Annotated in this window: 17 protein-coding genes; 14 read left to right on the top strand and 3 right to left on the bottom strand. The window is 45.0% G+C overall.

The genetic code is table 11. The features are described 5' to 3' along the window. Nucleotides 1-667: 667 nt before the first annotated feature. Complete coding sequence (gene queG, locus AB6E51_RS20390) at nucleotides 668-1,846, bottom strand: tRNA epoxyqueuosine(34) reductase QueG (RefSeq protein WP_372059025.1); 1,179 nt, start codon at nucleotides 1,844-1,846, stop codon at nucleotides 668-670. Nucleotides 1,847-2,086: 240 nt separating this feature from the next. Here queG and tsaE point away from each other — a divergent pair, with 240 nt between their 5' ends. The 8 genes from tsaE to hflC all read left to right on the top strand — a co-directional run bounded on the left by tsaE (nucleotide 2,087) and on the right by hflC (nucleotide 11,636). Next, nucleotides 2,087-2,551: a tRNA (adenosine(37)-N6)-threonylcarbamoyltransferase complex ATPase subunit type 1 TsaE gene (tsaE, locus tag AB6E51_RS20395; RefSeq protein ID WP_017059923.1), complete on the top strand. Its 465-nt coding sequence runs from the start codon at nucleotides 2,087-2,089 to the stop codon at nucleotides 2,549-2,551. Further along, nucleotides 2,545-4,260, top strand: a complete 1,716-nt coding sequence (locus tag AB6E51_RS20400) for an N-acetylmuramoyl-L-alanine amidase (protein WP_372059026.1) — start codon at nucleotides 2,545-2,547, stop codon at nucleotides 4,258-4,260. Before tsaE ends, AB6E51_RS20400 begins: the two co-directional genes overlap by 7 nt. Before the next feature lie 102 nt (nucleotides 4,261-4,362). After that, entirely contained in the window at nucleotides 4,363-6,588 is a 2,226-nt protein-coding gene (gene mutL / locus AB6E51_RS20405; RefSeq protein WP_372059028.1) for a DNA mismatch repair endonuclease MutL, read from the top strand. A 97-nt stretch (nucleotides 6,589-6,685) separates the two neighbouring features. Next, nucleotides 6,686-7,618: a tRNA (adenosine(37)-N6)-dimethylallyltransferase MiaA gene (gene miaA, locus AB6E51_RS20410; RefSeq protein ID WP_017059926.1), complete on the top strand. Its 933-nt coding sequence runs from the start codon at nucleotides 6,686-6,688 to the stop codon at nucleotides 7,616-7,618. Nucleotides 7,619-7,810: 192 nt separating this feature from the next. Continuing rightward, complete coding sequence (gene hfq / locus AB6E51_RS20415; RefSeq protein WP_017059927.1) at nucleotides 7,811-8,074, top strand: RNA chaperone Hfq; 264 nt, start codon at nucleotides 7,811-7,813, stop codon at nucleotides 8,072-8,074. A gap of 44 nt (nucleotides 8,075-8,118) precedes the next feature. Continuing rightward, nucleotides 8,119-9,426, top strand: a complete 1,308-nt coding sequence (gene hflX / locus AB6E51_RS20420) for a ribosome rescue GTPase HflX (protein ID WP_017059928.1) — start codon at nucleotides 8,119-8,121, stop codon at nucleotides 9,424-9,426. A 27-nt stretch (nucleotides 9,427-9,453) separates the two neighbouring features. Beyond that, entirely contained in the window at nucleotides 9,454-10,656 is a 1,203-nt protein-coding gene (hflK, locus tag AB6E51_RS20425) for an FtsH protease activity modulator HflK (protein WP_372059030.1), read from the top strand. A gap of 2 nt (nucleotides 10,657-10,658) precedes the next feature. Next, nucleotides 10,659-11,636, top strand: coding sequence for a protease modulator HflC (gene hflC / locus AB6E51_RS20430; RefSeq protein WP_017059930.1), 978 nt, complete (start codon nucleotides 10,659-10,661; stop codon nucleotides 11,634-11,636). 172 nt (nucleotides 11,637-11,808) lie between these two features. On the opposite strand, the gene AB6E51_RS20435 is transcribed toward hflC, so the two are convergent. Continuing rightward, a complete protein-coding gene (locus AB6E51_RS20435; RefSeq protein ID WP_010434105.1) occupies nucleotides 11,809-11,997 on the bottom strand; it encodes a DUF2065 domain-containing protein in 189 nt (62 codons plus the stop codon). 172 nt (nucleotides 11,998-12,169) lie between these two features. Here AB6E51_RS20435 and AB6E51_RS20440 point away from each other — a divergent pair, with 172 nt between their 5' ends. Together AB6E51_RS20440 and motX are read left to right on the top strand one after the other, a co-directional pair. Then, entirely contained in the window at nucleotides 12,170-13,486 is a 1,317-nt protein-coding gene (locus AB6E51_RS20440) for an adenylosuccinate synthase (RefSeq protein WP_010434108.1), read from the top strand. 298 nt (nucleotides 13,487-13,784) lie between these two features. After that, nucleotides 13,785-14,420, top strand: coding sequence for a flagellar protein MotX (gene motX, locus AB6E51_RS20445; RefSeq protein ID WP_017063177.1), 636 nt, complete (start codon nucleotides 13,785-13,787; stop codon nucleotides 14,418-14,420). Nucleotides 14,421-14,548: 128 nt separating this feature from the next. Here the strand turns inward: motX and AB6E51_RS20450 are convergent, their stop codons facing one another. After that, nucleotides 14,549-15,958 (bottom strand): amidohydrolase, encoded by a 1,410-nt coding sequence (locus tag AB6E51_RS20450; RefSeq protein WP_017063178.1) that lies wholly within the window; start codon nucleotides 15,956-15,958, stop codon nucleotides 14,549-14,551. A 247-nt stretch (nucleotides 15,959-16,205) separates the two neighbouring features. Here AB6E51_RS20450 and rnr point away from each other — a divergent pair, with 247 nt between their 5' ends. The 4 genes from rnr (at nucleotide 16,206) to rpsR (ending at nucleotide 20,632) form a co-directional block, all read left to right on the top strand. Next, nucleotides 16,206-18,707 carry a ribonuclease R gene (gene rnr, locus AB6E51_RS20455; RefSeq protein WP_229648341.1) on the top strand — a complete coding sequence of 834 codons (2,502 nt, stop codon included), beginning with the start codon at nucleotides 16,206-16,208 and terminating at the stop codon, nucleotides 18,705-18,707. A 177-nt stretch (nucleotides 18,708-18,884) separates the two neighbouring features. After that, nucleotides 18,885-19,625 carry a 23S rRNA (guanosine(2251)-2'-O)-methyltransferase RlmB gene (gene rlmB / locus AB6E51_RS20460; protein ID WP_017063180.1) on the top strand — a complete coding sequence of 247 codons (741 nt, stop codon included), beginning with the start codon at nucleotides 18,885-18,887 and terminating at the stop codon, nucleotides 19,623-19,625. Between the two features lie 277 nt (nucleotides 19,626-19,902). Next, nucleotides 19,903-20,292: a 30S ribosomal protein S6 gene (gene rpsF, locus AB6E51_RS20465; protein WP_004741278.1), complete on the top strand. Its 390-nt coding sequence runs from the start codon at nucleotides 19,903-19,905 to the stop codon at nucleotides 20,290-20,292. 112 nt (nucleotides 20,293-20,404) lie between these two features. After that, on the top strand, nucleotides 20,405-20,632 hold the full coding sequence (gene rpsR / locus AB6E51_RS20470; protein WP_000090472.1) for a 30S ribosomal protein S18: 228 nt from the start codon (nucleotides 20,405-20,407) through the stop codon (nucleotides 20,630-20,632). Nucleotides 20,633-20,670 lie beyond the last annotated feature (38 nt).

Consider the following 20,670-nt stretch of genomic DNA (forward strand, 5'->3'; position numbering starts at 1 on the left):
GAGCGCAACCTTGCCAAGGTTGAGGTCATCGGTTCGAACCCGATGTATCGCTCCAGCTTTCTTCTAAAAAAGCTAATAAGTACTTTAAACCTCTGTGTTTAAAGGCGACCACAAAGGTCACGCTCTTTCTTTAATGCTGCGAAGCATAATCCCCCAAAAAAGCAAATAATCCTCCATCATGGTGGATATTTTTTTGTCTTAAATTTTTCTTAGCAACTGAAATGCTAGTAAATATCAGGTCTCTGAAGCAGACACTTGAGGTTTTTCACATCTATAAACAGACTTATCCACAAAATGTTAGGTGTGGATAACTTGGTTGATAAAGTTGTTTCAGGCTTAATTCTTTACCTATCCCTAAAAGATCTTTCTTGTTTTCAATATATTAGATGAATTGCAGCGATCGTAACTTGTTGTTTTTTATCAAGTTGGATGCCTATCTTGGATTTAATAAAAGATCGTTAACTTGTTGTTTTTTGATCTTAATCATTTATCGGTACTGTGTTTAACTTTGCTCGGGTGTCGGAAGTTTACGAGAGTTCTGAATTTTTTCCACATTGTTAGAATTGAGAACAAGGTCAAACATTGTTCTAAAATTATGTGCAACGAGTTGTCTTAAATATTGGACTATCGATGTGGGTGTCGCTGTCAATCGTTGATACCAAAAGGGCTAGGCGTCTCTTGGTAGTCCTTTCTCTACTATACGTATCAGTCTGTGCTTTTTGGTGGAGATTTTGCTGTTACTTTTTTGCACACAGCTATTTTTCTGCGTAGAGCTATCTTCTTGCACACTGCTAGCGTTGGGTAACTGCTGTAGTTGTTTATTCAAAGCCCACTCAATATGCACATCCAACATATCGTTTTTCCCTTGATGAGACTCCAGCGTTTCAACAATGCGTTGTTGGAATGGTGCATTGCCCATCGCAACAAAGATGTTGCGTAACCACTGGGTGTGGCCGATACGTCTGATTGCTGAGCCTTCCATTTTCTTTAGGAAGGTTGCTTCGTCCCAACTTGAAAGTGACACCAGATCGGCTTCTTGGAAATCTTCTCTGCGGTGAAAGTCGGTTTGTTCTGTAAGTTCGGCATGACGGTTCCATGGGCAAACTAACTGACAATCATCACAACCGTAAATACGGTTACCAATGGCATCTCTATACTCTTCAGGGATCACACCATCATATTCAATGGTTAAGTACGAGATACATTTGCGAGCATCCACTACGCCATCAGCAATAATGGCACCCGTTGGGCAAGAAGTGATACATGCGGTGCATTTGCCGCACTCATCAAGACTGGGTTCATCCGTTGGAAGAGAGATGTTAACCAACAGCTCCCCTAGAAAGAACCAAGAGCCAGCGTCTTTATCAAGAATTAATGAGTGTTTACCTGTCCAGCCCAACCCTGCTTTTTGAGCGAGTGGTCTTTCCAAAATGGGCGCTGAATCGACGAAAGGGCGTGAGTCTAAACCCTCGACCTCTTTTTCAATTCTTTGTCCTAGCTTTTTCAACTGGTTACGGAACAATTTGTGATAGTCGCGGCCTAAAGAATAGCGGCTGATGTAGCCTTGAGTGGTATCGCTTAGGTTAGAGGCGAACTGAGCTTCTGGTGGTAGGTAGTTCATTCGAGCGCTGATCACTCGAATTGTGCCTGGGTGAAGTTCATCAGGACGTGCACGCATCATCCCATGTCGAGCCATCCAATCCATTTCGCCGTGGTTGCCAGCATCTAGCCATGCTTGAAGAGGGGCTTCGTGTTCACTTAAATCAACATCGCAGATGCCAACTTTTTGAAAGCCCAGCTCTTTTCCCCAGATTTTAATTTTTTCAGCAAGATGGTCTAGATTCATGGCTTATTTCTTATTTTCTCTGTTTTACAATTAGAGATAAGGCTAATTAAAATTAGGTTCGGCAAAAATGGGGGCGGATCTTAACGGATCTTAGTGGTGTTGACCAGAACAGACGCGTTTTGAGCAGTATTTTTCATAGAACTTACACTTGAGTGCTTGTCTCCCAAAAGCATCACGGTTTACTATTCTTGTTCTTTTGATTTTTATATAGTCAACGATCGATTTTTAGAGAACGTATTCATGAGCACGAAACAATTTACTTTGAAAGATGAACAAGCAACGATTCAATTAGGAACGGAGCTTTCGAATCTTTGCTCACAGCAGACGACTATTTATCTGCATGGTGATCTTGGCGCAGGTAAAACGACTTTCAGTCGTGGCTTTGTAAAAGCACTTGGCCATCAAGGAAATGTAAAGAGCCCAACGTATACTCTAGTTGAACCTTATCAACTTGCAGATTGGCAGGTGTACCACTTTGACCTTTATCGCCTAGCCGATCCTGAAGAGTTAGAGTTTATGGGAATTCGTGACTACTTTACTCCGGATGCTATCTGTTTGGTTGAATGGCCTGAGAAAGGTTATGGGATGCTACCAGAAGCCGATTTGGATATTGATATTCGTTACCAAGACGATCACCGTGTTGTTTCTTTAACCGCTAATAGTGAATACGGACAGCGCTTACTTAGTCAGTTGGAGTTATGTTGATTTCTAAACGCCTTATTTCAACAGTGGCCATGATGGCTGCTGTTTTTTCTATACTGTTTTCTTCACTTGTTTCTGCAAACTCACTGAAAAGTTTAAGGGTTTGGCCTTCTCCAGAAGAAACTCGTGTGGTTATCGACTTAAAATCAGAAGCGGACTTTAGCTATTTCACCCTGAGTAGCCCGAGTCGCTTAGTGGTTGATTTAAAAAATACCAGTCTTGCGACTAAGTTACCGGTCGAGGTGAAAGACAGCCCTGTTCTATCTAAGATTCGTAAGAGCTCACCGCCAGACAAAAACACCTATCGCTTGGTTTTTGAGTTAAAGAAGTCGTCTAAAGCAGAATTATTCAAACTGAGCCCGACCCCAGGTGGTCAGTATGGACACCGTTTGGTGATCGACTTACCTCATGGTGCGGCAAGTAAAGCGACATCGACACCGAGTAAGCCAACGGTAAGTAAGAACATTAATCAGGTTAAGCGCCAGAAAGATATTCTAATTGTGATTGATCCTGGTCACGGTGGTGAAGACCCAGGTTCGATTGGTCCTACGCGTAAATACGAAAAAGACGCGACTCTGAGTATTTCTAAGAAGTTAGCAGCTCAACTGAATGCGGTCCCGGGGATCAAAACTCGTATGACTCGTAATGCTGATTACTTTGTGAACCTGAATCGACGTGTTGCGATTGCTCGAGAGAATGAAGCTCACCTGTTGATCTCTATTCACGCCGACGCCTTTACGACGCCTCAACCAAGAGGTGGTTCAGTGTTTGTATTGAACACTCGACGCGCAAATACAGAGATCTCTCGTTGGATTGAGAATAAAGAGAAACAGTCTGAATTGCTTGGTGGTAGCGGTGCAGCGTTCACAAGCAATATTGATGATAAGAACGTAAACCAAACCCTGCTTGATTTGCAGTTTAGCCACTCTCAAAAAGAGGGCTACAAACTGGCAACGGCAATTCTGTCTGAAATGGGTAAGGTTGCGAAACTGCACAATAGCAAGCCGATTAACACCAGCTTAGCAGTATTACGTTCACCACAGATCCCATCAGTACTGGTAGAGACAGGTTTTATTTCGAATCCGACGGAAGAGAAGCTTCTTTTCCAACGTTCGCACCAAGATAAATTGGCACGAGCAGTGACTAAAGCGGTGGTTAAGTATTTGAAGGCTAACCCGCCTGAAGGGATTATCTTGTCTAACGCAACGTCATCAACGGGCAGCGTGAGCCAACATAAAGTCTCTCGTGGTGAGTCTTTGTCTGTGATTGCGAGCAAGTATGGTACGTCGACACAGACGTTGATGAAGTTCAACAATCTGAAATCGAGCAGCCTAGCAATTGGTCAAGTACTTAAGATTCCAGGCAGTGCTTCAACTTCATCATCAAGCAGTGCGGTTCAAACTAAGACCATCACTCACACGGTTAAGTCTGGAGAGTACCTAGGTAAGATCGCCAGCCGCTATAAAGTGTCGGTGGCTGATATTAAACGTGAGAACCGTTTGAAATCAGAGACGGTGAGAGTAGGCCAAAAGTTACGTATTACGGTTGAAGTTAAAGATGTTCCTCTGCGCAAACACAAAGTTGCAAGAGGTGATTACCTTGGCAAGATAGCTTCGAAATACGGCGTGAGCGTCAACAGCATTCGCCAAGCGAATAAGTTAAAATCTGACAGCCTGGCTATCGGCCAAGTGTTGATTATTCCTCACAAGTAGTCTTGGGAATGCTAAACAGCTTCAGGTATATCAATGATAAAAAATAAGAACTAGTGCAAACGTAGCAGCGTTTCCATCAATGGCAGTAAGGTAGCTATAAATATGACGATCAAAATACTGCCAGCTCGGTTAGCTAACCAAATCGCAGCGGGTGAGGTGGTAGAAAGACCCGCTTCTGTTGTAAAAGAGTTGGTTGAGAACAGTTTGGATTCTGGTGCGACACGTATCGATATTGATATCGAGAAAGGTGGCGCCAAGATGATCCGCGTTCGTGACAATGGTAAAGGCATCGTAAAAGATGAGCTTGCCTTGGCACTGAGTCGTCATGCTACCTCCAAAATCCACACTCTTGATGACCTAGAGGCGATCGTCAGCCTCGGTTTCCGTGGTGAAGCGCTGGCGAGTATTAGCTCGGTTGCGCGCTTAACCATGACGTCACGCCCTGCCACTCAAGATCAAGCTTGGGCAGCACACAGTGAAGGCCGTGATATGCAGGTGAAACTGCAGCCTGCGGCGCATCCTATTGGCACTTCGGTTGAGGTGTTGGACCTGTTCTTTAATACGCCAGCACGCCGCAAATTCTTACGCACCGAGAAAACTGAATTCACCCATATTGATGAGTTGCTTAAACGCATCGCATTGAGTCGTTTTGATGTGACGATCAACCTTCGTCATAACGGCAAGATGATTCGTCAGTACCGCGCTGCAAAAACACAAGTTCAAGCAGAAAAGCGAATCGCTGCGGTATGTGGCAATCCTTTTGTTCGTCATATGCTTAAGATCGAACTTGAGCATCAAGGCCTAAAACTTCATGGCTGGATCACCACGCCAGAAGGAGCAAGACAACAAAGCGATCTACAATACTGCTATGTGAACGGTCGTATGATGCGAGACAAGCTGATCAATCATGCGATTCGTCAAAGCTATGAGACCAGCCTACGCCCAGACCAATTTGCAACTTATGTGTTGTTCATTGAGCTAGACCCGCATCAAGTCGACGTGAATGTTCACCCTGCCAAACATGAAGTACGTTTCCATCAAGCTCGCCTTGTGCATGACTTTATTTACCAAGCATTGAGTGACGGTTTAGCACAGAGCAAGCAGATTGATGCGGCGCCTATTAATCAATCCGCTTTCCACCAATCAGAAGCCCCTAATTATCAACAGGATAGTTCGGTGCCTGAAGTGGAAGAGACGACGAGTTTTAGCGCTCCAGAAAGCGATACCCCAGCTCATTCGGAACAATCGCAGGTTTCTGAAAGAGTGCGACATGCGATTGAGCAGACGCCAGCCTACCCAAGAAAAGCCGAATCTGAGCAGGTTTATGATAACTCTCAGCACAGCGTTAATGATGGTGGGCGACATTATGTTTCATCAATTAGCCCAAGCTCATCAACCAGTCCAAGTTCATCTGCTGGCCGAAGCTCGGCTACTAGTGACAGCAGTTTTACCGCTTCCTCTCGCCAAGAGTGGATAGAGTCTCGACCTGAACCTAAAAAAGAGAAAGAGCCACACCAACATCATGGTGAACCCGCGCCATCTAAGCGAGAAGTGAAAGCCTATAAAGAGCTTCTGAAAACGCCTGATTTTGATGATCAAGTTGTACAGCCTTCATCTTCTCAAGAGCATGTGGCACCAGTAGAAACCAGAGACAACTTAGAAAATAAAGAAAATAAAGAAAATAAAGAAGCTAAGCCTGCTCAACAGAATCCTGTTCATTTAAAGCCAAGAGCAGCAGTGACGGATTTGGGGAAAGCGGTCTCGGTTGTTGAACGTCAATATCTCGTGATGGGCAACAAGAATGGTTGTGTTTTGGTTTCCTTAGCTAAGGCTGAATTATTACGTGTTGTTGGTCAGCTTGATACTCGAGGTGGTGCGTTAAAAAGCCAACCACTATTGGTGCCTTTATCGATTAAGCTGGGTAGTGAACTTGTCGAAGTTGCTAAGGCGCTGAGTCAAACTCTGGCATTACTGGGGATTGAGCTTAAGGCGCGAAACAGCGAGGCGGTAATGGTGATGGGCGTGCCTTCTCCTTTAAGGCAGCAAAACTTACAAATTTTGATCCCAGATCTGTTATCTTACGCGGCTTCATTAAACGCTCAGATTGTTGATAAACACTCGGCTAATGTTTCTAACGACCTATTGCCATCATTGGTCAACTGGATCGGGATTCAAACCGCACAAGTAAAAAGCGACTACACTTTATCTGAAGCGGTTCAACTAGTTGGGGAACTAGAACAACTTTGGCATGGTCTACTTCCATTAGATGATCCAGAGTTTGTTAATCCTATCGACTTTTCAGCGACTATAGCCGCGTTTACGGTTTAATTTTTTCGCGACGACCTTTGTCTTTTTAGCTGAATACGTCGCGACACAAAGCCCTTTGCTAAAAAGCGCTAAAACAGAGAAGCAAATACAAAATATCATGACTGAAAAATTACCTTTAGCGTTGTTTTTAATGGGCCCAACGGCGTCAGGAAAAACAGATTTAGCTATCCGCTTACGTCAGAAATACCCTGTAGAGATCATCAGCGTCGATTCGGCATTGATCTACAAAGACATGGATATTGGTACCGCTAAACCGGATGCGGAAGAGCTTGAGCTCGCGCCTCATCGCTTGATTGATATTTTGGATCCAAGCGAAGCGTATTCTGCGGCAGATTTTCGTCGTGATGCGATCAATGAAATGAATAAGATTGTAGCGGAAGGCAAAATCCCGTTACTTGTTGGTGGCACAATGCTGTACTACAAAGCATTGTTGGAAGGTTTATCGCCATTACCAGCCGCGGATCAAGAGATTCGTAAGCAGATTGAAGCGGAATCTATCGAACAAGGTTGGCAGGCATTGCACGATCAATTAAGAGAGATAGATCCCGTATCCGCTGAAAGAATACACCCAAATGATCCACAAAGGCTTTCAAGGGCATTGGAAGTTTACCGAATTTCGGGTAAAACATTAACAGAGCTAACTCAAACGAAAGGCGATAGCCTGCCATTTCGTGTAAAACAATTTGCAATAGCTCCCAAGGAAAGGACTGAACTCCATCGCCGCATTGAGCTGCGTTTCGAGAAGATGATAGAAGCTGGGTTTGAAGATGAAATGAAGGCGTTGTACGCCAGAGAAGATCTTCACCCTGAACTGCCATCGATCCGATGCGTTGGTTATAGGCAGATGTGGGATTATTTAGACGGTAATTGTGATTTAGACGAAGCGGTTTTCCGTGGTGTCTGTGCAACCCGTCAGTTGGCCAAGCGACAAATCACCTGGTTGCGCAGTTGGGATGATTTAACTTGGTTAGATAGCGAAAACATTGATCAAGCGTTAGAAACTCTTTCAGATGCAATAGCATCTGATTAGTATTGCTGTGTATAATGTGATCGCTTTTGCGTGAATATACTCTGGAAAGGATCCGTTATTGAGGCTTTTAAAAATCACAGCCTTTCAATAACAACGGAGTTTTTTTATTCATTTAGCTCAGATGCAAAGGCCGCACCTTTTTGTGCACCACTAGCTAAATAATTACAACAAAATACAAATAAGGAAAATAAAATGGCTAAGGGGCAATCGCTACAAGACCCATTCCTAAATGCACTCCGTCGTGAGCGCATTCCAGTCTCTATCTATCTTGTTAACGGCATTAAGCTGCAAGGTCAGATCGAGTCTTTCGATCAATTCGTGATCTTATTGAAGAACACAGTAAACCAAATGGTTTACAAGCATGCGATTTCTACTGTGGTACCTGCTCGCGCAGTTAGTCACCACAGCGGCGAGCAACGCACGCCATCTGATCGTCCAGAGAAGACTGAAGATTAATCGTTCAATTTGTACAGCTTGCGCTGTAATAAGGAGTTGGTTGCTTGTTTGACCGTTATGAATCCGGCGAGCGAGCCGTACTTGTTCATATCAACTTCACGCAAGAGGGAGAATGGGAAGATCTAAGCGAATGTGAAATGCTGGTCTCCTCAGCGGGGGTAGAAACGCTACAAGTGATTACTGGTAGCCGACAATCCCCACTCCCTAAATACTACGTTGGAGAAGGTAAAGCCCTAGAAATCGCACAAGCTGTTCAGCTGACCGGTGCTGAAATTGTGATTTTTAACCACTCCCTCTCTCCTGCCCAAGAGCGCAACCTCGAGCAATTGTGTAAATGTCGTGTGATTGATCGCACGGGTTTGATCTTAGATATTTTTGCACAACGTGCGCGAACTCATGAAGGTAAGCTACAAGTTGAGCTCGCTCAGCTTCGTCATATCTCTACCCGGTTGATTCGTGGTTGGACTCACCTTGAAAGGCAGAAAGGTGGTATTGGTCTTCGTGGTCCAGGTGAAACTCAACTGGAAACCGATCGACGTTTGTTGCGTGACCGTATAAAGGCAATACTACGTCGTTTAGCGAAAGTTGCTAAGCAGCGTGAACAAGGACGACGTGCTCGTAATCGAGCTGAAATCCCAACAATTTCTTTGGTTGGTTATACCAACGCAGGGAAATCAACACTTTTCAATCGCATCACAAGTGCTGGTGTTTATGCGGCAGACCAACTGTTTGCAACCCTAGACCCAACACTACGTAAGATTGATTTGGCAGATGTCGGGCCTGCAATTCTCGCAGATACCGTAGGTTTTATCCGTCATCTACCACACGACTTGGTCGCTGCGTTCAAGGCAACATTACAAGAGACGCAGGAAGCTGACATTTTGTTACATGTTGTTGATGCCAGTGATGACCGTTTTCGTGAGAACATTCAGGCTGTTCATGAAGTATTAGAAGAAATCGATGCTCATGAAGTGCCAACCCTTGTAGTCATGAACAAAATTGACTGCATGGAAGACCAAAAACCTCGAATTGAAAGAGACGAAGAGGGCGCACCTCGCGCTGTTTGGGTTTCTGCAATGGAAGGAGAAGGTATTGAGCTACTGTTTGAAGCTTTAACTGAGCGTTTAGCTAGCCAGATGGTTCAATTCCGGTTGTGTATTCCACATCAACATCAGGGCCGTATTCGCAGCTTATTCTTCGAGATGAAATGTATTCAACAGGAAGAGTATGATGAAAATGGTAACTTGTTGATAGATATCCGAATGCAACAAATAGATTGGTCTAAACTTGAAAAAAGAGAAGGGGCGCTCTTAGGTGACTTTATCGTTACCAAAGAGACTGCTACAGTATAACGTCATATCAAATGATGGAGCTTTCTAATGGCGTGGAATGAGCCTGGAAATAACAACAACGGCGATAATAACGGCCGCGATAATGACCCTTGGGGTAATAAAAATAATCGCGGCGGCCGAGATCAAGGACCGCCAGATCTAGACGAAGTGTTTAATAAACTAAGTCAAAAGTTAGGTGGCAAGTTTGGTAAAAAAGGTAGCAACGGCAACGGACCATCTATTGGTGGTGGCGGTGCAATTGGCTTTGGTGTCATTGCCGTTATTGCTATTGCTATCTGGTTCTTCGCTGGTTTCTACACCGTTGGCGAAGCAGAAAGAGCAGTAGTACTTCGACTGGGTCAGTTCGACCGTATCGAAGAACCTGGTCTTAACTGGCACCCACGCTTCATCGATGAAATCAGTGATGAGCAACTAGTAAACGTTCAAGCGATTCGTTCTCTACGTGCTGCTGGCACGATGCTAACGAAAGATGAAAACGTTGTGACCGTTGAAATGGGTGTTCAATACCGTGTTTCTGACCCATACAAGTACTTGTATCGTGTAACGAATGCAGACGACAGTTTACGTCAAGCAACCGATTCCGCGCTTCGTGCGGTAATTGGTGACTCACTAATGGATAGTATCCTGACAAGTGGTCGTCAGCAGATTCGTCAAAGCACTCAAGAAACGTTGAACCGTATTATTGATAGCTACGATATGGGTATTCTGATTGTTGATGTGAACTTCCAGTCAGCACGTCCACCTGAGCAAGTGAAAGATGCATTTGATGATGCTATCGCGGCTCGTGAGGATGAAGAGCGTTTTGAACGTGAAGCTGAAGCTTACCGAAATGACATTCTTCCAAAAGCAACAGGTCGTGCTGAGCGTTTGAAGAAAGAAGCGGTGGGTTACTCAGAGCGCATAGTTAATGGTGCTCTAGGTCAAGTTGCTCAATTCGAGAAACTGCTACCTGAATACCAAGCTGCTCCTGAAGTAACACGTAACCGTATGTACCTAGATACAATGGAAAAAGTGTACTCAAGCACATCGAAAGTCCTGATTGATTCTGAATCAAGCGGTAACTTGCTATACCTACCAATTGATAAGCTAGGCGCACAAGGTGGTTCTCAGTCGGGCTCTCGCCCTGCAAAAGCATCATCAACTTACGATCAAATTGAGTTAGAAACTCAAGCGGATCCAAAGCCTAGCACTCAAACTCGTTCAGACAGTTCACGCCAAGGGAGATACTAATAATGCGTAAATTAATGATCCCTGTATTAGTTGTGACGATTGCCCTTCTATTGATGTCAGTGTTTGTGATTCAAGAAGGTGAGCGTGGCATGGTAATTCGTTTTGGTCGAGTTCTCGATGACAACGGCGTATCACGAATCTATGAACCAGGTCTGCACTTTAAACTACCGATGTTTGATCGCGTAAAAGTACTTGATGCTCGTATTCAAACGATGGATGGCCGTTCTGACCGTTTCGTAACATCAGAGAAAAAAGACGTTCTAATTGATACTTACGCAAAATGGCGTATTGCTGATTTTGGACGTTTCTATCTGAGTACCGGTGGCGGTAATATCATGACGGCAGAAGCACTTCTTGAGCGTAAAGTGACAGATGTTCTTCGTTCTGAAATTGGTTCTCGTGAAATTAAGCAGATCGTGTCAGGCCCTCGCAACAAGGACATCCTGCCAGACTCTGCTGATAGCGAAGTCGTCACAACGGTAGCGGCTGCAGAAGCACTAGAAGTTGATGGCGAACGCGATAAGATCATGGAAAACGTTTTGTCTGGAACGGCAGAAAGTGCGATGGCTGATTTAGGTGTTGAAGTTGTTGATTTTCGTATGAAGAAGATTAACCTTCCTGACGAAATCAGTGAATCTATCTACCGCCGTATGCGTGCAGAACGTGAATCGGTTGCTCGTAGACACCGTTCTCAAGGTCGTGAGAAAGCGGAAGTTATCCGTGCTCAAGCTGAGCTAGAAGTGGCAACAGTTCTTGCTGAAGCTGACCGTACAGCTCGAATCACTCGTGGTGATGCGGATGCAGAAGCAGCGAAGATCTACTCTGATGCGTTCAGCAAAGATCCTGAGTTCTACGGCTTCATGCGTTCATTGCAAGCTTATGAGACATCATTTAGCGATAAGAGCGACATTCTAGTACTGGATCCGAAGACTGACTTCTTCCAATACATGAATCAAGCAAGCGGCGCTCCAGCAAAATAAGCTGATGCGTTAGCGAATGCTTAGCTTAATAAGCAAAATACGTTAAAACTTAAAAGGCTCCCATTGTGGGAGCCTTTTTGTTTTCTATGACTTCTTTCAGGAGGAGACATGTTTGTGGATTCACTATTGGGGCGCGAGGGAAGGCGCTTAACAGCGTTCTACTTATAGAAACCTAGCGGTAGGTCATGAAAGCGATAACCGCTCCAGCCACCACAAGACAGCCTCCAATGCGGCGCAGTTGCGTGTCTGGTTGCTCGCTCAGTTGCGCGACCATGTTTCTCCAGCCATTGGGTGCAATCAAGGGGCCGAGCCCTTCCACAATAAGTACGAGCCCAATAGCGAGCCAAATTGATTGAGACATGGTTCTGCCTTTTGTCTGTAAAAAAGCAATGATATCAGTATCTTTACACATCTGCCCCCAGTTATGGCTGGTTTATTTTTGTACAGCGTTAACGTTTATGAACAAAAAGTGACTGCAAGAAGTGTGATTCAGTGCTAGAATCCATTTTTAATTAGCAACAGAAATTGGAAAGATGGGAAATAACGTAGTCGTTCTAGGCACCCAATGGGGTGATGAAGGTAAAGGTAAAATCGTTGACCTTTTAACTGAAGATGCAAAATACGTGGTTCGCTACCAAGGCGGTCACAATGCAGGTCACACACTTGTAATTGACGGTGAAAAAACCGTTCTTCACTTAATTCCATCAGGCATCCTACGTAATAACGTTAAATGTGTTATTGGTAACGGTGTAGTATTATCGCCTGACGCACTTCTAAAAGAAATGAAGCCTCTTGAAGATCGCGGTATTCCAGTACGTGAACGTCTTTTCATCTCTGAAGCTTGTCCTCTAATTCTTCCGTACCACATTGCAATCGACAACGCGCGTGAAATCGCTCGTGGCGCTAAAGCTATCGGTACAACGGGTCGTGGTATCGGTCCTGCTTACGAAGATAAAGTTGCTCGTCGCGGTCTACGCGTTGGCGACCTTTTCGATAAAGAAGCATTTGCTGAGAAGCTAAAAGAAGTGATGGAATTCCACAACTTCCAACTAGAGCACTTCTACAAAGCTGAAACAGTAAGCTACGAAGAAGTTCTTGAGCAAGCGATGAGCTACGCAGACATGTTAACTGCGATGGTTATCGACGTAACTGACGAACTAGACGCAGCACGTAAGCGCGGCGACAAGATCATGTTCGAAGGTGCTCAAGGTACGCTACTAGATATCGACCACGGTACTTACCCATACGTAACGTCTTCTAACACGACTGCTGGTGGTGTTGCTGCAGGTTCTGGTTTCGGTCCTCGTCACATCGGTTACATCCTTGGTATTACTAAGGCTTACTGTACTCGTGTTGGTTCAGGTCCATTCCCTACTGAGCTATACGATGGCCTTGAGAAGCAAGACCCAGTTGGTAAACACCTAGGCGATGTTGGTCACGAGTTTGGCGCAACAACTGGTCGTCTACGTCGTACTGGTTGGTTTGATGCTGTTGCTATGCGTCGTGCAATCCAAATCAACTCTCTATCTGGTATGTGTCTAACTAAACTAGACGTTCTAGATGGCCTAGAAGAACTAAAAATCTGTACTGGTTACAAGATGAAAGATGGTTCTATCCTAGAAGTTTCTCCAATGGCTGCTGAGTCATTCGAAGAAGCGACGCCAATCTACGAAACAATGCCTGGTTGGTCTGAAAACACATTTGGTGCTAAATCTATCGACGCGCTTCCACAAGCTGCTCTAGATTACATCAAGCGTATCGAAGACCTAACTGGCGTTCCAATTGATATCGTATCAACTGGCCCAGATCGTAACGAAACTATCATCAAGGTTCACCCATACGGCGCATAATGCCTGCTGAGTGATTACCAGGCACGAACAGTGCTTTGATAATAAAATAGTTTTCTAAAAGCCGACTTTATTAAGTCGGCTTTTTAATACCTGCAATTTAGCCGTTCACTCTTTGATGGTGATCTTTTAAGCGTCATCAGGCAAAATATTGCCCATTAACGGCAAGTTTTGTCTAAAGCCGTCGGGGTTATTGCCGATACAGATATCATGGAAAGTGAAGTTCACCCTGTTTTGTGCGTGTAGAAATCCTCTGCATTCCTCAATAGATAACTTTAGCGACAGATAATAGAGTGCAGGTATGAAGCTACGAATTGTGGCAGCTTCATTAATAATGGCGCTGAGCTCACCCTTGAGTCATGCTAATTTGGCTGATGTGGGAGAGCCCGTTCCAATATATACAGAAGCTGAACTGATTAATTTAATCGAAAATAATCAACATCTAGAGCGAGTGAAAGCTGATAAGTGCCAGTTAGTTGAAGATATCGTTGCTCGTGCAACGCGTATTAGCTTGCCTTCTTATGAGTTTTTATACGGTGATATGTTGGCTTGGGGTGTGTGTGTTCCACAAGATGTAGAGCTTGGCCTTTACTATATGGAAAACGCGGCACATCAAGGTTTACCCGCTGCATTAGAGCAGTTAGGTCGTTATTACTCTCGTGGTACTTTGGTACAACAAGATCAAGAGCGTGCGATTCCGTATCTACGTGAAGCAGCCTCGATGGGTAACTTAAGTGCGAGCATTCACTTAGCGGAACTCTTGTTACGTGACTACGGTAGCCCATTGGATTATGAAGATGCTTACCGTTGGTTGTATAATTCGGTAACCGCAGACCAAAGACAACACAGACGTATCACTGTGCTTCGTAGCGGACTGGAACAGAGAATGCCAGACAATATTATTGCTCGAGCAAAGCGTCGAGACGTGTTCTGGTAATACCGAGCAAGAAGCCTGTAATGATCCCTGCACTCATTGTTACAGGAAACAAGACTTAAAAAGCCCCGCCTAATTTAGTTAGTGCGGGGCTTTTTACGTTTAGGAGGTCATGCTATTCGATTGCGAGTTTATTGAACAACCTCACCAGACTCAATTACCGTTTCACGAACAACCTTAGTGAAATCGAGTGCTTCTTGGCGGATCTTATCTTCGTCTACCGTTAGCATGTCGCGATCTTGCATGATGATCTTGCCATCAACGATGGAATGACGAACATTGCCTGAGTTAGCTGAGTACACCAGTGCTGAGTATGGGTTGTAGACCGGAACCATATTTGGCGCCTTAGTATCGATCACTATGATGTCAGCCAGTTTGCCTGCTTCAAGAGAGCCGATCTTATCTTCCATGTGCAGCGCTTTTGCTGCGCCCATGGTCGCCATGTCGATCACTTTGATCGGCGGCATCGCAGCACGATCTTTGTTAACTAACTTGTGAACCTTAGCGACTTGGTTGAACTCATCAATGGTGCTCAGTGTGTTACCAGACATTGGGCCATCAGTACCTAAACCGATACGCACGTTCTCGTCATACATCTTAAGGGCAGGTGATACACCTTTTGCTGACTTGATGTTAGCACTCATGTTATGAGCTACACCCATATCCGATTTCTTCACCAGTTCGATATCATGATCGTCAACAAGGATCATGTGTGCACCCACCAAGTTCTTGTTGAGTGCGCCAATGCTGTCCATGTATTGAACCGGGGACAATCCATCAGAACGCTCTGCGATTTTCTCTTCTTCACGGTGTGATTCTGCAAGGTGAATCATTACTGGAACATCTAACTCTAGGGAGAGCTTAGATATTTTCTGCAGGATCTCTGTGGTGTTGGTGTAAGGCGCATGCGGTGCAAACGCTGGTGTGATTCGCGGGTGATCTTTGTATTCTTCAATGAAGTTCAACGCGTACTTAATGCCTTCTTCGGCGTTGGCCGCATCGGCTACAGGGAACTTAATCACCGTTTCACCTAGGATGGCACGCATACCGATCTTATCGACGGTTTTTGCGACTTCATCTTCGAAGTAGTACATGTCGGCGTAAGTGGTCACACCGCCTTTCACCATTTCAACGTTACCTAGGTTGGCACCAATGCGTACCATGTCTCGCGATACTAGCTTCTTCTCTAGCGGAAAGATGTAACGGTGCAGGCGATCTGGCACATCATCGGCTAACGAACGGAAAACTGTCATTGATACATGAGTATGGGTATTGATGAGACCTGGCATAACGATATCGCCATCAACGTCTAACACTTGCTTAGCTTGGTACTGCTTCTCTAGTGAAGCATCACCAACCGCAATGATTTTGTTGTCTTTGACCACAACAGTACCGCTTTCATAAACCGTTTTGTCTTGGTTCATGGTTAGAACCATCGCATCGGTAATCATCAGGTCAGCCTTTTCCATTGCCGAACTTGCGAATGGGAACAGCGCTAGGCTCGCCATAGCTGAAGCCAATAAAGTGCGTTTTAGTTTCATATCATACCCAGAACAGGAGTTGGTAAAGTGCGTGGATAATAGTGTATTTCATTCATGGCGCAAACGTTTGTTTTATCGTTTGCTTGAAATTTTGATGATAATCCACGTCTATGAAGCGATGTTTCACAAAGTGAAGATATGTATCAATCTGAGGTTATTTGAGTGTTTTCTAAAGCATATCTGTAGCTTACCCCTAGCATCAGATATACTAGGGGTATATACCTTCCTTGCTTAAGCAGGCCCGCCTATGTCAAAAAACACACCAACGTCAGAAAATACGACAGCGACAACCACTGTTGATCCTTTTGCCGACCGAGAGTCGAAAAATTACGATAACCCAGTACCAAGCCGAGAGTTCATTATTTCGTTTCTAACAGACGCGAATATTCCGATGAACCGCAACGATCTATTCGAAGCTTTGGGTCTTGCTGGAGAGGAACAATATGAAGGGCTGCGTCGTCGTTTACGTGCAATGGAACGTGATGGACAGCTTATCTTTACCCGTCGTCAGTGCTACGCATTGCCTGAGAAGATGGAACTGATCAAAGGCTATGTGATTGGTCATAAAGACGGTCATGGTTGGGTTCGCCCAGACGGCAGTGTGGGTAAAGACAATGATATCGTGCTGCCGCATCATCAGATGAAAACCATCATGCACGGTGATTACGTATTGGTTCAGCCTACTGACAACAGTAAGCGTGGCCGTCGTGAAGGTCGCTTGGTTCGTGTGCTTGAAGAGCGTAAAACGCCACTTGTTGGTCGCTTCTTCCTAGAGTACGGCCATTCTTACGTTGTTGCTGATGATTCACGTATTAGTCACGACATCCAGATCCCTACTGAGCATAAAGGCGGTGCTCGAATGGGTAATGTGGTTGTGATTGAAATTACGGATCGCGGTGGTCGTTCTCGTAACATGATGGGGAAAGTAACCGAAGTTCTTGGTGAAAACATGGCGCCGGGTATGGAAACGCAGATTGCGATCCGTACTCACCAGATCCCACAAGAGTGGCCTGAAGCGGTAGATAAGCAAATCGAAAACCTAGGTGAGCATGTTCCTGAAGAAGCAAAAGAAGGACGTGTAGACCTGCGTAAACTGCCATTGGTTACCATTGATGGTGAAGATGCGCGTGACTTCGATGATGCGGTTTACTGTGAAGCGAAGAAAGGCGGCGGCTGGCGTCTATGGGTAGCGATTGCTGACGTAAGTTACTACGTTCGCCCAGATACAGCGCTAGACAAAGAAGCGATTAACCGTGGTAACTCGGTATACTTCCCGTCACAAGTCGTGCCAATGCTGCCAGAAGTGCTTTCAAATGGTTTGTGTTCATTGAACCCTCAGGTAGACCGTTTATGTATGGTTTGTGAGATGACTATCTCAGACAAAGGTAAACTGTCAGGCTACAAGCACTACGAAGCGGTAATGAATTCTCATGCTCGTCTTACTTATAACAAAGTAGGCGCGATCTTAGATGGCAATGAAGAATTACGTGAGCGTTACGAACCTGAAGTACCACATCTTGAAGAGCTTCATAAGATGTATAAGGTGCTTAAGAAAACGCGTGACGAACGTGGTGCGATTGAATTTGAAACGGTAGAAACTAAGTTTATCTTCAATGCGGATCGTAAGATTGACCGTATTGAGCCAGTAATTCGTAACGATGCACACAAGATCATCGAAGAATGTATGATTCTTGCGAATATCGCATCGGCATCTTACGTAGAAAAAGCGAAAGAGCCTGCGCTGTACCGTGTTCACGAAACTCCGGGCGAAGAGCGCTTAATGGGCTTCAAGAGCTTTTTAAGTGAATTAGGTTTAACACTGGAAGGTGGTCTGTCGCCATCACCAGTAGACTATGCACAACTGATGCAACAGATTAATGAACGTGAAGATCGTGAATTAATCCAAACCATGCTGCTACGCTCAATGAAGCAAGCGGTATACAACGCGGATAACGCGGGTCACTTTGGTTTAGCTCTTAAACGCTATGCTCACTTTACCTCGCCAATTCGTCGTTACCCAGATTTGCTATTGCACCGTGCGATTAAGTACCTTATTGCGAAAGAAGAAGGTCGTAACAGCGAACGTTGGACGCCAACTGGTGGTTACCACTACACTTTCGATGATATGGACTTCTACGGCGAGCAGTGTTCAATGACTGAACGTCGTGCTGATGACGCAACGCGTGAAGTAAACGACTGGTTGAAGTGTGAATACATGCAAGACCATGTCGGTGAGGTGATGGATGGTGTGATTGCCAACGTGACTGGTTTTGGCTTCTTTGTTCGTCTAACTGAACTGCACATTGATGGCTTGGTACACATCTCAGCGCTAGCGAATGATTACTACCAATTTGATGCTGTTGGTCAGCGTCTAGTGGGTGAAAGCTCAGGTAATATCTACCGCTTGGGTGATTCGGTTAAAGTGAAGGTTTCTGCGGTTAATTTAGAAACTCGCCAAATCGACTTTGACTTAGAAGACACTGATCGTCAGCCGCGTGGCAAAGGCAAAACAGCCAAGAAGCGTGCAGCAGAAGCGATGAAAAAGGCGAAAAGCAAGAAGCGCTCAGCAGTGAAGAGTAATAAGCCAGGTGTATCAGCGAAGCCTATGGTTGAGCCAACTAAGCGACCTGACGGAAGCAGCGAAGGCCCTGCTAAGAAGAAAAAGCCAGCGAATAAAACCGGTGCTGCTAAAGCTCGCGCAAAGAAAAAGCGTGCAGCAAGCCGTAAGCCAAAGGCTGATAAGTCTTAAGACTGATAAATCTTAAGGCTAATAAGGCGCTGTGCTAATCAGGTTTAGCGCCTAACTGATTTAATTTAATGCGAGAGTATCAGGCGTAAGACGCATACTCTCGAAATGAACAACACAGAGAGGGATGCATCGGCATTGATGTCATTCATCTCTGAGCAATAAGAGTAACTTGAGACAATGAGTAACGAATTTATTTACGGTATTCACGCGGTGAAAGCCGTACTAGAAAAAGATCCTGCACGTTTTATCGAAGCGTATGTATTGAAAGGTCGCCAAGACGAGCGTCTTCTTCCATTACTGAACCAACTGCAACAGTTTGGTGTGTCGATTCAACAGATGGGTCGTAAGCCGTTGGATGAAAAAGCACAAGGTGCGAATCACCAAGGTCTTATTGCTAAGGTGAAGCCTGCTAAGCAGCTTAATGAAACTCACCTAGACGATATCCTAGCGCAGCACGAACAGCCTTTGCTGTTAGTTCTAGACGGCGTAACAGACCCTCATAACCTAGGCGCTTGTCTACGTAACGCGGATGCCGCAGGTGTCGCTGCTGTTATCGTACCTAAAGATCGCTCTTCGCCGTTAACAGCAACGGTAAGCAAGGTTGCATGTGGCGCAGCTGAAACGGTTCCTCTCGTGCGCGTAACCAACCTTGCTCGCACAATGCGTGCACTGCAAGAGCAGGGCGTATGGTTTGTGGGTACGGCAGGTGAAGCAACGCATGATATCTATCAAGCGAAGCTAACGGGTCCTCTTGCGGTAGTTATGGGTGCAGAAGGTGACGGTATGCGTCGTTTAACTCGTGAAACTTGCGATGATCTGATTAAGATTCCAATGGCAGGTAGCGTATCGAGCTTAAATGTTTCTGTGGCGTCGGGTATTTGCCTGTTCGAAGCGGTAAGACAGCGTTTAGCTCAGTAATGCGTTAACGCTGCTTTAAGTCTATGAATTTATTAGCGCTCACCACTTGCTGGTGGGCGTTTCTTTTTAGGCTGTTATAGCAAAATCCATCGGTTTGTCGGATGGCTAGATGGCGACAGAAAAACTGTTTCATTATTCACCAAATAGCGCTTGCCAATACCGGGTTCTTTCTATAACATTTGCCGTCCTTAAAACTCGGTCATTTATCTTTAGTTCCTTGCTTCCTCTGGACGACCGGGCCACTCGTGGAAGCTAATAATCCGTAAGGAGCAACCAAATGCGTCATTACGAAATCGTATTCATGGTTCACCCTGATCAAAGCGAGCAAGTTGCTGGCATGATCGAGCGTTACACTGGTTCTATCACTGAAGCTGGCGGTACTATCCACCGTCTAGAAGACTGGGGTCGTCGTCAAATGGCTTACCCAATCAACAAGCTTCACAAAGCTCACTACGTTCTTATGAACGTTGAAGCTGGTCAAGAAGTGATTGACGAGCTAGAAACTGCTTTCCGTTTCAACGATGCAGTTCTACGTAACATGATCATGCGCACTAAAGGCGCTGTGACTGAGCAATCTATTATGCTTAAGCAAAAAGAAGAGCGTGCAGAGCGTGCTCCTCGTCGCGAAGAGCGTACAGAAGCTAAACCAGAAGCAGCTGCTGAGTAATTCTTTTTTGGCTTAACGCCTTAAAAAATTCTCAACTTGTTTTAGGTCATTGATAGTTATTTCGATAATTGTGAAAGACCGCTTTACTAAATTTAAGATCAGGAGATAGCCCATGGCTCGTTTCTTCCGTCGTCGTAAATTCTGCCGTTTCACTGCAGAAGGCGTACAAGAGATTGACTACAAAGACGTAGCAACTCTTAAAAACTACATCACTGAAGCTGGTAAAATCGTACCTAGCCGTATCACTGGTACAAGCGCTAAGTACCAGCGTCAACTAGCTCGCGCTATCAAGCGTTCTCGTTACCTAGCTCTACTACCGTACACTGACAAGCATCAGTAATCGGTAATAGTTAATAATAGTTTAAGAGGACTAAGATA

This window comes from Vibrio sp. 10N.247.311.47 (genome assembly GCF_041467535.1).
GTDB classification, from domain to species: Bacteria; Pseudomonadota; Gammaproteobacteria; order Enterobacterales; family Vibrionaceae; genus Vibrio; species Vibrio crassostreae_C.